6 protein-coding genes (1 of these 6 running past the window's edge) are annotated in these 14,092 nt (G+C 58.2%); 4 read left to right on the top strand and 2 right to left on the bottom strand.

Annotated features, from left to right (window positions below; translation table 11 throughout):
• The first annotated feature begins 14 nt into the window (after positions 1-14).
• The 3 genes from queF (at position 15) to K227x_RS19235 (ending at position 1,685) form a co-directional block, all read left to right on the top strand.
• Positions 15-377: a preQ(1) synthase gene (queF, locus tag K227x_RS19245; RefSeq protein WP_145172049.1), complete on the top strand. Its 363-nt coding sequence runs from the start codon at positions 15-17 to the stop codon at positions 375-377.
• A 76-nt stretch (positions 378-453) separates the two neighbouring features.
• The gene (locus tag K227x_RS19240; RefSeq protein WP_145172047.1) at positions 454-1,455 is read left to right on the top strand and encodes a TIM barrel protein; all 1,002 of its coding nucleotides are present in this window, start codon (positions 454-456) and stop codon (positions 1,453-1,455) included.
• Complete coding sequence (locus K227x_RS19235; RefSeq protein WP_145172045.1) at positions 1,455-1,685, top strand: SlyX family protein; 231 nt, start codon at positions 1,455-1,457, stop codon at positions 1,683-1,685. Before K227x_RS19240 ends, K227x_RS19235 begins: the two co-directional genes overlap by 1 nt.
• A gap of 107 nt (positions 1,686-1,792) precedes the next feature.
• On the opposite strand, the gene K227x_RS19230 is transcribed toward K227x_RS19235, so the two are convergent.
• Positions 1,793-2,974 carry a DUF6666 family protein gene (locus K227x_RS19230; protein WP_145172043.1) on the bottom strand — a complete coding sequence of 394 codons (1,182 nt, stop codon included), beginning with the start codon at positions 2,972-2,974 and terminating at the stop codon, positions 1,793-1,795.
• A gap of 269 nt (positions 2,975-3,243) precedes the next feature.
• On the opposite strand from K227x_RS19230, the gene K227x_RS19225 reads away from it, so the two are divergent.
• The gene (locus K227x_RS19225; RefSeq protein ID WP_246145931.1) at positions 3,244-4,311 is read left to right on the top strand and encodes an NHL repeat-containing protein; all 1,068 of its coding nucleotides are present in this window, start codon (positions 3,244-3,246) and stop codon (positions 4,309-4,311) included.
• A 35-nt stretch (positions 4,312-4,346) separates the two neighbouring features.
• Here K227x_RS19225 and K227x_RS19220 read toward each other — a convergent pair whose 3' ends face one another.
• On the bottom strand, positions 4,347-14,092 hold the end of the coding sequence (locus K227x_RS19220) for an Ig-like domain-containing protein (RefSeq protein WP_145172041.1). The gene runs 18,193 nt beyond the window's last position; the window shows 9,746 of its 27,939 coding nt (coding positions 18,194-27,939); its start codon lies off the right edge, out of view; it ends in the stop codon at positions 4,347-4,349.

Below are 14,092 nucleotides of genomic sequence, written 5' to 3'. Positions count from 1 at the left end.
ACGAGACGTCAAAATTGAGTAGCTCAGATAAATTTCGGGAAATCTTGGAAGTCTTCGACAACCCTGCCCCGAATCGAAACTTTACGATCGAACATCACTGCCCCGAGTTCACGTCGGTTTGTCCGAAAACCGGCCAGCCAGATTATGGCACCATCGTATTCAGTTACGTGCCCGATGAAACGTGCGTCGAATTGAAAAGCCTGAAGATGTATCTGCAGGCGTTTCGCAACGAAGGTATCTTCTACGAAGCGGTGACGAACCGGATCATGGACGACTTTGTCGCTGCCGTAAAGCCTCGAAGTGCTACCGTCGAAAGCCGCTGGACGCCTCGCGGCGGCCTGCAAAGCAACATCGTCGTTCGCTATCCGGAAAACTAGGGTTCCCCCCCCGCTGCAATTCCTGCCCGCGATTCGCATCCCACTTGACCTCCCTTCCTTTTCAACAGGTCCATCCATGACAGCCACCCCCCCGATCCTGATCAGCGGTTTTGCCGACGAAGCGGCCAACGAAAAACAAGCCGTCCAACAGTACAGCGCGTTTGCAGCTCTGGGACTGCGGTACTATTCGATCCGCTTCATTGACGCCGGCGAAGGCATCAAGAATGTCATGGCGCTGTCGGATCCCGAAGTCCAACACCTGGTCAAAATGCAGGCCGACTACGGACTGAAGGTCAGCAGCATCGGATCGCCAATCGGCAAGGTCAAACTGCAAGACGTCGATGACGGGTCCAGCAACAAATACATCCCGTTCGACCAATACCTTCGCGAAGACGTGGCGACCGCTTGTGATCGCGCCGAAGCGTTCGGTGCCAAACTGCTGCGTGGTTTTGCGTTCTATCACCCCAAGGGCACCGACCCGGCCGAACATGTCGACCAGGTCGCGGATCAATTGGGCCAAATCGCCGAAGTCTGTGACCAACGCGGTCTGACATTCGGATTGGAAGTCGAAGCCAACTTGGTCGGTCAAACCGGTGACCTGTTGAAGACGATCGCTGCCAAAGTCAATCACCCGGCAATGCTGACCATCTTCGATGGTGCCAACATCGTCACCCAAGGCTTCACCGCGGATGAAACCTACGCTCAGTATCTGGCCATGAAACCCAGCTTGGGTTGGGTGCACATCAAGGATTATCACGATCCGTCGCCGACCGGACGGATCCAACATGTCGACGAAGCCAGTCTGGCCAATTTTGTGCCCGCCGATATCGGCGATTGTGGCCACGAAGCCATCCTGCGTGACATGAAAGACTTCCTGCCCGAACTGCACTCGCGGATGACCGCTCGCGGCGCCGACGGTGTGTTCATGGATTTGGAACCACACGTCAAAGGTGGCGGCCAGTTCGGTGGGTTCAGCGGACCCGATGGGTTCGGTGTCGCCATGCGTGGGCTGTGCCGTGTGCTCGATTACGTTGGCATTCCGTATTCGCTACGCTCGTTCGACGACATCAAATCCTGATGAACGATCACGATTCTGGTAGCAGCAAACGGCTGACGGATTTAGAAGTCCAGATGGCGCACGTCCAGCGGCTGTACGAGCAGTTGAACGATGTCGTCACGCAAGAGGCTATGCGGGCGGATCGGATGCAACGGCGTCTCGATGCGTTGACCCAACAGCTAAAGGACGTCAAATCCAAGTCGGCCGAACCGGCCACCGATCCGCTAGACGAGAAACCGCCGCACTATTGATGCGGTGTCCAAGGCGATGGTGTCCGATTTCAGGATGCCAGTTGCCTAGCCTGGTTGCCTAGCCTGGTTGCCGATCGCCGGCCGCACCGCTGTCGCCGGTCGCACCGCTATCGCTGGTCGACCATGAAGGTGCCGTTGTCGGCGACGTCAAACATCGGTCGACAATATCGTCCACATCCGATCGGTCCGCCGGGGCGATAGACCAACCCCAGCGAAATGTTCCAGCCCTCGTCGCGGTTATCAAAGGCGACCGAGTTGTCGTCAGGAATCAGGAAGGTCGCGCCGGTCGATAGCACCAATTTCTGTCTCAGTGGCAAATTCAATGTTGCCCCTAAGATCCCGTCGCTGTCGTCGGTCCATCCGGCGAACGCGGTCCAATCGCCCGTTCCCGGCAATAGCCGGCGATAGAAAAAACGGTACTGGTCGGTCGGGTCGAAGTTGACCGTGGTGCGGACAATGTTGCCAGCGGTGTTTCGAACGATGCCGTCGGACGAATCGCCATCGAGGCCGGACATGAATTGGAACCCAAACGTATGGCAGTCGTTGGTCTTCCAGCTCAGTTCGCCACGCAGTTGAGTCATATTGCCTTGGAACCACCAATCATCGTTCAGGTAGTCAAAGACGACACCGTACTGAAGTCCGTAGTCGACTTGGCGAAAGAAGCCGCCGGTGAGAAAGAATTGGTTGCGACTGTCGCCTGTGAATTCAGTACCTGACAAATTGGACTGTGTGGCCCGAAAGCCTAGCTGGGCAGAAATGTCTAATCCCAACAACGGTTTCAGATTTCGTCCTTCGTTGAGACCTTCATAGAATCCAAAGCTGCCCGATCCGCTACGGGAATTGGGGTTCGCGGCGTCTGTGTTGGCAAAGTTCATGGGGCCTTTGAAGCCCTGCACGCCCGCGAAAAATTGGAATCGAGCCCAGTTGATTCTTAGGATTGGCAAGAACACGGGGATGCTGTCGGCACAGCAGGCATCACACCCGCATTGACCGTAACTAGCCATGCGGCATGCTGATCCGCCTTGATAGACCGGGCCGCCTAGCATCGATTCGACGCCGCACGTTGCCTCGCCGCAGGTGACACAGCCCTCCACGCCACAGCCAGGTTCGAATCCGCAGGATGCTTCCATTCCACAGCTAGGCCCGGAATCAAAACAGTCGCAGCCCGGGGCGCATCCGTTTTGGCAGTCGTCCAAATATCCTACTTGGCGGACCGGGCCGCCTCGCGACGCGACCGAGGACCGGACCAATCTTCCGTTCAGCGGAGCCTGGGCGGGTTGGTTCGCCAATCGACCAGTCGCCGCTTGGGAGACTAGAGATCGTTGCCCAGGGGACGCACTTGGTGTGGACCGCAATCGATTATCAGCACCGCTAGCCGAATTTGCGCACAAGAAAGCGACCAGCAGCAATAAGCTGGTCGCATTCCATCCGCGGCAAGCTGCGTGTGACGTTATCATAGGGCTCATCTCTGATCGCGTTCGTTTTTTCCGGGTTGGCATACTGTCCGTACAGCCCGGATTCCTTCCTTCGTTAACATCGGCTCGGAACAACCGGCACAATGAGAAAAAAACTCCTAATCCGTACAGATTGCCAATCGATCGCCGAATACTTGACGAAAGTCGTTAAAAAGCATGGATTCGCAGCGGTTCTAGGCGTCGCTCTCGTCGCGGTCGCTGTTCCCGGATCGGCCCAGGAGACTGCGCCAACGGAATCTGGCGATTCTGTGGCAACTGCCCAGGATGCGGTGAAGCCACAGCCGGCGGCCGACGTGAAGTCCGACGTGAAGTCCGACGTGACGGCTGGCGACGACACTCAAACGGATCCGCCGGCCGAGAAATATTCGCCAGCCCCGGATTCCGACCCCAGCTATCCGTTGGCAGTCGCCGTCACCCCCAACGCCAGCGGTGATGGTCAGGACATCTATGCGCTCGATCTGGATCTGCCCGGCGTTTGGTTGGTCGATTCGAAACGCTCGCTTTTCGCTGCCGGCACCCGGCTGTTGCGCAAACCAATGAATCGTCCACGGTGCATCGCGATCGACCCACGCGGAGGCGTGTTTGTCGGTGACTCAGCCACTCGCGAGGTCTATCGGATTCCCGAAGCGGGGGCCGCACCCCAGCCGCTAACCGATGGATACATTGGCGTCGCGATGGCGGTTTGCGTTTCGCCCGATGGCAAGTCGCTGTACGTCGGCGACGCCGAAAAACGGGCCACGTTTCGTTTGCCGATCGAAGGTGGCAAGTGCGAACTGGTTGCCAGAGTCAACGCACGTGGTCTGGCGTTCGACGAACAGGGCACCCTATGGGCGGTTACCCCGGACGCCGTGGCAGTGGTCAGCATCGATGTCGAATCGGGCGAAGTCACCGAAGTCGTCACCGGCCGTCCCTACCAGTATCCCAACGGTTTGTCATGGAATGGGAACGAAGGTTTTGTCACCGACGGGTATGGCAAAGCGATCTGGAAATTCACCGCCGACGGGAAGACCGAAAAGTGGCACCAGGGGGACCCCTTGGTCGGGCCGGTCGGCATCACCGCAACGGACGATTCGATTTACGTCGCTGATCCAAAACAGAAACAGGTCTACCAGTTCGACCGAAAGTCGAAAGCGGCCACACCCAAGCTGTGAAATCGAAATCATCCGTTGACGGTTCGCTGGCCCCATTAAAAATCCCAATCGGCTAGCAGCAGATCTCGTGAAACGTGGGCCTCTTGGCTGGTGGATTCACGATCCGATTCGCTCGGTAGCACGGGGCTGATCCGCTGTGGATCGACCGAATCGGCAAACGTGATATCGACCGCCGATAGATGATGTTTCGGAATCGACGGATCCTGGATATGGCTATGGACCAGTTGGTTCATCCAGTCATCGTCGACGGAATCATCGGATTGCGAAGCGTTTCCGATGGCGTTGTCCGTCGTGTGCCCACTGATGGCCTGGTTCCAACCCCGCTGGATGTCTTCGCTAATGCCGGGCAACCGCCGCGTCGCGGTGGGCAACGAATCTTGCATCAACGCATCCACACCATCGTGGTGATCGTTGTCGACATAGCCGAGCAGGTGACCCAATTCGTGCAGCACGACGCTCAGTGCATCGAAGGCGCCATCATCATGGCCCGTCCACGCATGCAGCGTCGAAAAGTCGAATTCGGTATCCATCGAATCATGCAGTTCGGTTGCGACCGACCAACCATGGCCTGCAGCGTCGTTATCAATCCAGATGGTCTGTGTTTCTAGCGACGCCAAGCCCAGCAGATTGCCGGGTAGGTCGGCTACCGTGATTCGGACATTCCCGCCAAATTTAGCCGCCAACTGCGGTTCGGACATCCATGCTTGGATCCCGGAATCAAGCAACCGATCGGCGGTTGTCTGTTTCATCGACTTGGCGCCGCTGGCAATGATCGGCTGGACCGCCGCATGCAGCGGTTCGGCATCACCGATACGTTCGATCCGAATCGCGTCCGCTTGGACTCGTCCGCGAACGCCAACGTTGCTCAGTTGAACCCGCAGCGTTGTTCCGCTGACGTAATACGCGCTGTCCAGATCTTCCCAAATGTGTCCATTTTCATCCTGGAACGATCCGGGTGAACTTCGTTGATCCAATCGGACCGTTTTGGTGGTACCGCCAAAGATCTGGAACGGTGCATTGGATGCACCGCTGCGATCGGCCATCCAGGTCGTTGAAACGCGATAGATCCCTGGGGACAGTCCGGTGACGTCCCAGTAGCCCGCGGTGTTTCGCAAACTGGTATACGACGTGGTGTCGTCAATCAATCCAAGACCACTGCGATCCAGTGGCGCGAATCGACCGGATTGAGTCCGGAACGACGGATCGCGATCATCCAGCACGACCGCACTGCTGGCTGCTGTGGCCAGAAGATTTAGATCGAAACTGGCCAACGCGGCATCGCTGGATTGCAACGCCATCACGCCACCGTAGTTGCCCATCGTGGGCGCCGTGAACGTGACGTCGAATGTCATGTCTTGGCTAGGAGGCAAAAACTGCGGAGCGAATCCAGTCTGCGTGAATCCAAATGGCAGATCCCCCAGCGATCCAACCCACAGCGGCGTGTGGGATGGGTTGTGAACTGTGAACTGCTTGGTGATCGACGCTCCCGCAGGGACCGTTCCAAAATCCAGATCGGAATGTGAATTCAAACGCTCGCCATCCAGGTACATCTCCACGGCCGGATCGTAAAGGTGGACGATGCGGATCGAATCTGCCTGAACTGCGGTCGATCGATCGTTGTCGGATACCGTCACGACCAACTTGTCGCCCACGATCGTGTAGTTGTTCAACCAATCCCAGTCGACATGACCATCGGTTTCGTCGGAGGGATCGATCTGCTGGTTGACCAGAATGGTGGTCGATGTTGTGCCACCGGCAATCGTGAACGGAGCCGCTGTTGAAAGTGGCGTCCGGTTGTTCCACGACGAAACCCAGGTTGCATAGACCGCATAGTTGCCCGGGGTCAAACCGTCGAACGTATAGGTTGCGACACCGTCGGTGGATCGGTTCGTGCTGACTGCCCGCGTTTCGTTGACGGCATAGCGGTGGATGTCGGTCGCGAAATTGCTGCTGAATCCTGCCGACGACGAATTGTCGATCATGTATTCGGTTTGCACTTCGCCGACCAATTCGATCGCGAATACCGCATTGGCTGCTTGGTTGGTGAACAACCGAAGGGTGTCGCTTGATCCTCTGGAACTGTTGGCATCGTAACGAAGTCGGATGACCGTCGATTCGCCTGGTTCCAAGGTGGTAGCGGCAATGGGTGAGACGAGAGAGAAACCGCCGGGGACTTGCGGTGCATCGGTGAAGACCAGATCCGCACGGCCGCGATTGGTCACTTGGATCTCTTTTTCGATGCTGCCGAACAGGTTCGTAATGCCAAAATCCAGAATGCCATGGCGGTTCTCTAGTACGCCACCATTGACGACTTCGCTGACAACCATTCGAGGCGTGGCCACGGGGGCTACGGCATAACGTTCAATGCGAATGGCGTCCGCAAAAACGGTCCCGCGTGGGCTGTTGTGCAAGGTCACGCTCAGCGAATCGCCGGTCACGACAAAGTCTTCGCTAAGATCGATCCACTGATTGCCACGATCGGTAAACGACTCGGTTCGTTCGGTGGGACGAACACGCTGGTTCATCACCGCCAATTCGGAATGACCAGCGGTTTCCAGCGTGTACTCGGCATGCGTCGACGCGGTGGTGTCCGATCCAACCCAGGTTGCCGAAATGCGATAGTGACCGGGTTCCAGGTCGTTGAACGTCCAAGTGGCCGACTGATCGCCGGCCGTGGTGGCGTTTGCCTCGTTTGCGTTGACCGCACCGGGCCGCGATTGATTGGCAAACGTGCCGCTATTGACCGTGAATCCCGGTTGGTTGTTGTCGATCGTGATTACTTTGCCCACGGGCGACAAGGATCGTCCACGGACGGCAAACGAGAACAACGCTTCGTCGACGTCATTGGTTTCGATCACCAGGTCGCCGCTGAAGGTGCCTACCGAATCTGGTGAGAACACGACAGTCATGATCGTCGATTCGCCGGGTGCAACTGTCGATTCGGCAAACGTGGCCGAGCTGAAACCGTTGGGAAGCGAAGGGCTTTGCAAAGCGTCCAGCAGCGTTCCATTGACACGTCGGAACGCGGACGGGTTTCCGGTCGCTTGCGTATCCAGGACCAACGGCTGATCGCCATGGTTTTCGATCCGGAACGTCCTTGTGATGCTGTCGCCAACCAGGGTGGATCCCATGTCGGCAAGCGAGTATTCGTCTTGGACCTCTTTCCCGGTCGCCAGATCGATCATGCGAATCTCGGGACTGTTCAGCCGCATCCGTTCGATTCGCACCGCGTCCGTCAGGTAGGCGACATTGTTTGCCGCACCGGTCGTGTTCAACTGAAGATGGAAATCGTCCACCAGAATGGGAGCCGTCAAATCCTGCCAACGCGTTGCTTCGGTCTGGTAGCTGGCGGGAACCTGGCGTTGATCGAACACATCGTGATGACGGTAGTTTCCGTCCGCATCGTTCACCGTGACCACTTGGGACCCGACCACCGAAGACTGTTTATCGGGCCAAGTCATGGAAACCGCATACTTGCCTTCGGTCAGGCCATTGACCATCCATCCGGCGACCGACGTTGGTCCGCTTAGACCACGGAAGACATCATTGTTGTAGGCACCGGCGAACGGTTGGACCGCACCACCCTGCGCCGTCCATGCCCCGGACTGATCGTCAAAGATCAGCGGTGCCGCATCCAACCACTCCAACGTTTCGGTGCCGTAGTGAGTGATCGTGCCAAGACCTTCGACGATCAAAGACAGACCGTTGTCGATCACGCGAGACCCAAACGTGTGGATTCGCATCTCATCGCCTGGGAAAGGTGTGGCAGCGTCGTCCTGGCTACGCATCGATACCGTTCTTGGGGCGTTGATCGGTGAAATGTACAGCACGTCCTGGTAAGGGGTTGTGACGACATTTTCGATCGGACTTGGTGCCGGTGCTGGGGCACTGCGGTTGATTTGAACCGTTGCACCCGTTTGGCCGACGGGATCGTTGACGTATTGAACGCGGCCCAGTTTGTCGACGTCAAAGACCACCCCACGACCGGCCAATTGGAAATTGACGGTGTCGTAGCCGGATTCGTCACTCATCTGATCGTTGCCGCCGGGGGTGATGAACAACACATCGTCGCCCAAGCCGCCAAACAGTGAATTGTCGCCCACCGAAATGTCACCACCGACGTTCATCGGTGTGATGAAGTTCTGCAGTTCGAACAGTGACAACGACTTTCCTAGCAGTCGTCGTTGGGACTGATCGGCCCACCCCGACACCGCCTCGGTGTAGGTCATCGGCCACTGGACGGTTCCTTGATAGTTCAGGATGACGTCAAAACCAGAGTCGCCGTAGAGCGTGTCGCTGGCCATACCACCCATGATCAGGTCGTCGCCGTCGTTGCCGTGAATCGTGTCGCTACCGGCTTGATTGAGCTGTTCGTTCAGCGCGGTGACCTCAATCAGCGTCCAGACATCGTCGCGAACTTCCCAGGTGATGTTGGCTGTATCGCCCAGGATAATGTCGTTGCCTTCGTTGGCAGTGATGATGTCGTCGCCGACACCGCCAACCAAAATGTCATCAGCCGACGTCGTTGTGATCGTATCGTTCCCGCCGTTTTCACCATCGATCGTGGTCAGGTTCAGCAGACGATCTTGCCCGTCAAAGAAGGCTTCGCCGTTATCGCCCATCGCAATGAAGGTTGCGGGTTGTTCGGGAACTGTCTCGCCATCTGGGGTAAATGATTCGATTACGTCACCGTCGGCACCCCCCATCACGACATTGAAACCCGCCGCGGCGCGGACGATATCGCTGGCACCGATGGCACCGGCCAATGTGCGGACGATGCGGCTTGCCATCGACTCGGATTCACTGTCGTAATTCAGGATCACTTCGCCGTTGTCGCCCAAGATGGTGTTATGGCCACCGCCAACGGTCACACCGTCCTGGCCATCACCTGCGATCACAACGTTCAATCCATCGTCGACCGAGATTTCGTCGTTGCCGCCAATCGCATAGTCAAGGCTGGTGGCAATCAACAGCTTGTCGTTGATTCCGAACGTCGCTTCGCCATTGTCGCCTAGGATCACGTTCTGGCCATCGCCCGCTGTGATTGCATCGCCTTCGGCACCGCCCATCAGGATATTGGTGCCGGCACCCACCGTGATGGTGTCGGCCGCACCGACTTCACCCGAAATCGTATGGACCGTTCGGCCGGATCGATCGCCCGTGTTGACGTCGTAACTAATCAGAACTTCGCCGTTATCACCCAAGACCGTATTGTCACCATCGGTGACGGTGACCTGATCTTCGTCCGCACCGGCGATGACGACATTGATGCCTTCCTGGATCGAAATCACATCTTTGCCACCAAAGGACATGTGCGTGCTGCGGGCAACTTGCAGATCGCCAACCGCATTGAACGTTGCTTCGCCATCGTCGCCGAAGACCACGTTGCGGCCTCCGCCAGTGGTGACACTATCGTTCTGGGCACCTGCAATGACCGTGTTGGTTCCACTGGTCAATGAAATTTGATCGGCACGCCCGTAAATGTCATTTTCAGCACTCTGGATCGACAACAATACACCGGCATCGGTGAACGTCATCGAACCGTTGTCGCCCAATGCGATTGCGATTGCGTCTGGGTCGGGGGTATCGCCAGCGTGCACGGTGATCGTGTCGGCGCCGCTGCCACCGATCAACACGTTGAAGCCTTCGCTGGCAATCAGTTCATCATCGCCAGCGACCTCGGGGGCGATCGACGTCATCAAAACGGTGTCGTCTTCCAACGCTTCGATGCGTCCAGCGTCACCGATCACATAGTTGGTGCCTGGGCCCAATTCAATTCGTTCGTCGCCCGCACCCGCGATCACGCGGTAAACGCCACTGCCAAGATCAAACAGGTCAGTCGACCCCACGCTGGGGTTAATGCTTTCGGCAATCAGCAATTCGCCATCGGCATCAAACTCGACGCGTCCTTCGTCACTGATGATCGTGCTGAAACCGTCTCCGGTGGTGATATCGTCTGCACCCACGCCTGCGATGACAATGTTTTCACCGCTCGCTAGATCAATCGTGTCGGCGTCACCAAATTCCGAGTGAATGGTGGTTGCGGTGTGCAACTTGCCATCGGCGCGGAAGATCGCTTCGGCGTCGTCACCAAACACGACGTTTCGGCCACCACCTGTCGTGATGATGTCCGCACCGGCACCACCGATAGCGGTGTTGGTGCCACTGCTAAGCGCGATCGTATCAGCGCGACCGTACGTGTCATTGTCCGCACTTTGGATCGACAACAGCACGCCGGCGTCGGTGAACGTCATCGAACCATTGTCGCCAAGAGCGATTCCGATGGCGTCTGCGCCACCCGATTCGCCAGTCTCGACCGTGATCGTGTCCGCACCGCTACCACCGATCAGGACGTTGAATCCTTCGCTGACCGTCAACACATCATCGCCGGCCACTTCGGGAGCAATCGAGGTCATGTCGACGGTTCCGTCGCCCATGGCTTGGATGCGTCCGGCGTCGCCGATCAAGTAGTTGGTGCCTGGACCAAGAGTGATGTGTTCGTCGCCCGCACCCGCGATCACACGGTAGGTGCCACTGCCCAGCGAAAACGTGTCGGTTGAACCAACGGCTGGATTGATGCTTTCGGCGATCAGCAGTTCGCCATCGGCATCGAACTCGACGCGTCCTTCGTCGCTGATGATCGTGCTGATGCCATCGCCGGTTGTGATGTCGTCTGCACCGACTCCTGCGATGACGATGTTCTCGCCACTGGCCAGGTCGATGGTATCGGCGTCACCAAATTCCGAGTGAATGGTGGTTGCCGTATGCAACTTGCCATCGGCGCGGAAGATCGCTTCGGCGTCGTCACCAAACACAACGTTTCGGCCACCACCGGTCGAAATGTCGTCTGCACCCGCACCACCGATGGCGGTGTTCGTGCCACTGCTAAGGGAGATCGTGTCGGCGCGTCCGTAGGTATCGTTGTCGGCACTTTGGATCGACAACAATACGCCGGCATCGGTGAAGGTCATGAACCCGTTGTCACCCAATGCGATTCCGATGGCGTCTTCGCCACCCGATTCACCGGCTTGTACGGTGATCGTGTCGGCACCGCTGCCACCGATCAGGACGTTGAACCCTTCGCTGACCGTCAAGACGTCGTCGCCGGCGACTTCAGGTGCGATGGAAGTCATGTCGACGGTCCCGTCGCCCATGGCTTGGATGCGTCCGGCGTCGCCGATGACGAAGTTGGTGCCCGGGCCAAGAGTGATCTGTTCGTCGCCGGCACCCGCAATGACGCGGTAGGTTCCGCCGCCAAGCGAGAAGGTGTCGGTCGATCCGACGGCTGGGTTGATGCTTTCAGCAATCAGTAATTCGCCGCTTTCGTCGAACTCTACGCGACCTTCGTCGCTGATGATCGTGCTGATGCCGTCGCCGGTGGAAATGTCGTCTGCACCCACGCCAGCGATGACGATGTTCTCGCCACTGGCCAGGTCGATCGTGTCGGCGTCACCGAATTCGGAGTGAATCGTGGTGGCCGTGTGTAGCTTGCCGTCGGCGCGGAAGACGGCTTCGGCATCGTCACCGAACACGACGTTCCGTCCGCCGCCGGTGGAAATGATGTCGGAACCTGCACCACCGATGGCGGTGTTGGTGCCGCTGCTAAGTGCGATCGTGTCAGCGCGACCTTGCGTATCGTCATCGGCACTTTGGATCGACAATAGCACGCCGGCATCGGTGAACGTCATCGAACCATTGTCGCCCAATGCGATTCCGATGGCGTCTTCGCCACCCGATTCACCGGCTTGCACGGTGATCGTGTCGGCACCGCTGCCACCGATCAGAACGTTGAATCCTTCGCTGACCGTCAAGACATCATCGCCTGCGACTTCAGGAGCGATGGAAGTCATGTCGACGGTCCCGTCGCCCATGGCTTGGATGCGTCCGGCGTCACCGATGACGAAGTTGGTGCCCGGGCCAAGAGTGATCTGTTCGTCGCCGGCACCCGCAATGACGCGGTAGGTTCCGCCGCCAAGCGAGAAGGTGTCGGTCGATCCGACGGCTGGGTTGATGCTTTCAGCAATCAGTAATTCGCCGCTTTCGTCGAACTCTACGCGACCTTCGTCGCTGATGATCGTGCTGATGCCGTCGCCGGTGGAAATGTCGTCTGCACCCACGCCAGCGATGACGATGTTCTCGCCACTGGCCAGGTCGATCGTGTCGGCGTCACCGAATTCGGAGTGAATCGTGGTGGCCGTGTGTAGCTTGCCGTCGGCGCGGAAGACGGCTTCGGCATCGTCACCGAACACGACGTTCCGTCCGCCGCCGGTGGAAATGATGTCGGAACCTGCACCACCGATGGCGGTGTTGGTGCCGCTGCTAAGTGCGATCGTGTCAGCGCGACCTTGCGTATCGTCATCGGCACTTTGGATCGACAATAGCACGCCGGCATCGGTGAACGTCATCGAACCATTGTCGCCCAATGCGATTCCGATGGCGTCTTCGCCACCCGATTCACCGGCTTGCACGGTGATCGTGTCGGCACCGCTGCCACCGATCAGAACGTTGAATCCTTCGCTGACCGTCAAGACATCATCGCCTGCGACTTCAGGAGCGATGGAAGTCATGTCGACGGTCCCGTCGCCCATGGCTTGGATGCGTCCGGCGTCACCGATGACGAAGTTGGTGCCCGGGCCAAGAGTGATCTGTTCGTCGCCGGCACCCGCAATGACGCGGTAGGTGCCGCCGCCTAGCGAGAAGGTGTCGGTCGATCCGACGGCTGGGTTGATGCTTTCAGCGATCAGCAATTCGCCGCTTTCGTCAAACTCTACACGACCTTCGTCGCTGATGATCGTGCTGATGCCGTCGCCGGTGGAGATGTCGTCTGCACCCACGCCTGCAATGACGATGTTTTCGCCACTGGCCAGGTCGATCGTGTCGGCGTCACCGAATTCGGAGTGAATCGTGGTGGCCGTGTGTAGCTTGCCGTCGGCGCGGAAGACCGCTTCGGCATCGTCCCCGAACACGACGTTCCGTCCACCGCCGGTGGAAATGATGTCGGAACCTGCACCACCGATGGCGGTGTTGGTGCCGCTACTAAGTGCGATCGTGTCAGCGCGACCTTGCGTGTCGTCATCGGCACTTTGGATCGACAATAGCACACCGGCATCGGTGAACGTCATCGAACCATTGTCGCCCAATGCGATTCCGATGGCGTCTTCGCCACCCGATTCACCGGCTTGCACGGTGATCGTGTCTGCACCGCTGCCACCGATCAGGACGTTGAACCCTTCGCTGACCGTCAAGACGTCGTCGCCTGCGACTTCGGGTGCGATGGAAGTCATGTCGACGGTCCCGTCGCCCATGGCTTGGATGCGTCCGGCGTCGCCGATGACGAAGTTGGTGCCTGGGCCAAGAGTGATGTGTTCGTCGCCGGCACCCGCGATGACGCGATAGGTGCCGCCGCCAAGTGAGAAGGTGTCGGTCGAACCGACGGTGGGGTTGGTGCTTTCGGCGATTAGCAACTCGCCGCTGGCATCGAATTCTGCACGACCTTCGTCGCCTAGAATCGTATGGACACCGCTGCCGGCTGTGATCGAATCGGCAGCGACGCCGCCGATGACGATATTCGTTCCATCGCCGACGTCGATCGAATCGATCCCTCCCACGCCGCTAGCGGTCGACTGGATCGAAATGATTTTGCCATTCAGGATGGTGATGGATGCTGCGTCCCCGACTGCCCAGTCGTTCCCCGCGTCCCCCGAAATCGTGTCGTCGCCGGCTCCGCCCACCATCACGGTGGTTCCGATGCCGGTTGTGGTCAGCGAGTCGTTGTCGCCGA

This window comes from Rubripirellula lacrimiformis (genome assembly GCF_007741535.1).
GTDB lineage: Bacteria > Planctomycetota > Planctomycetia > Pirellulales > Pirellulaceae > Rubripirellula > Rubripirellula lacrimiformis.
This window is presented reverse-complemented; position numbering and strand designations above follow the sequence as displayed.

Excerpts from the sequence above, each read along its gene's own strand:
- K227x_RS19240 (WP_145172047.1), top strand. The coding sequence starts at position 454 with ATGACAGCCACCCCCCCGATCCTGATCAGCGGTTTTGCCGACGAAGCG.
- K227x_RS19225 (WP_246145931.1), top strand. The coding sequence starts at position 3,244 with ATGAGAAAAAAACTCCTAATCCGTACAGATTGCCAATCGATCGCCGAA.
- K227x_RS19235 (WP_145172045.1), top strand. The coding sequence starts at position 1,455 with ATGAACGATCACGATTCTGGTAGCAGCAAACGGCTGACGGATTTAGAA.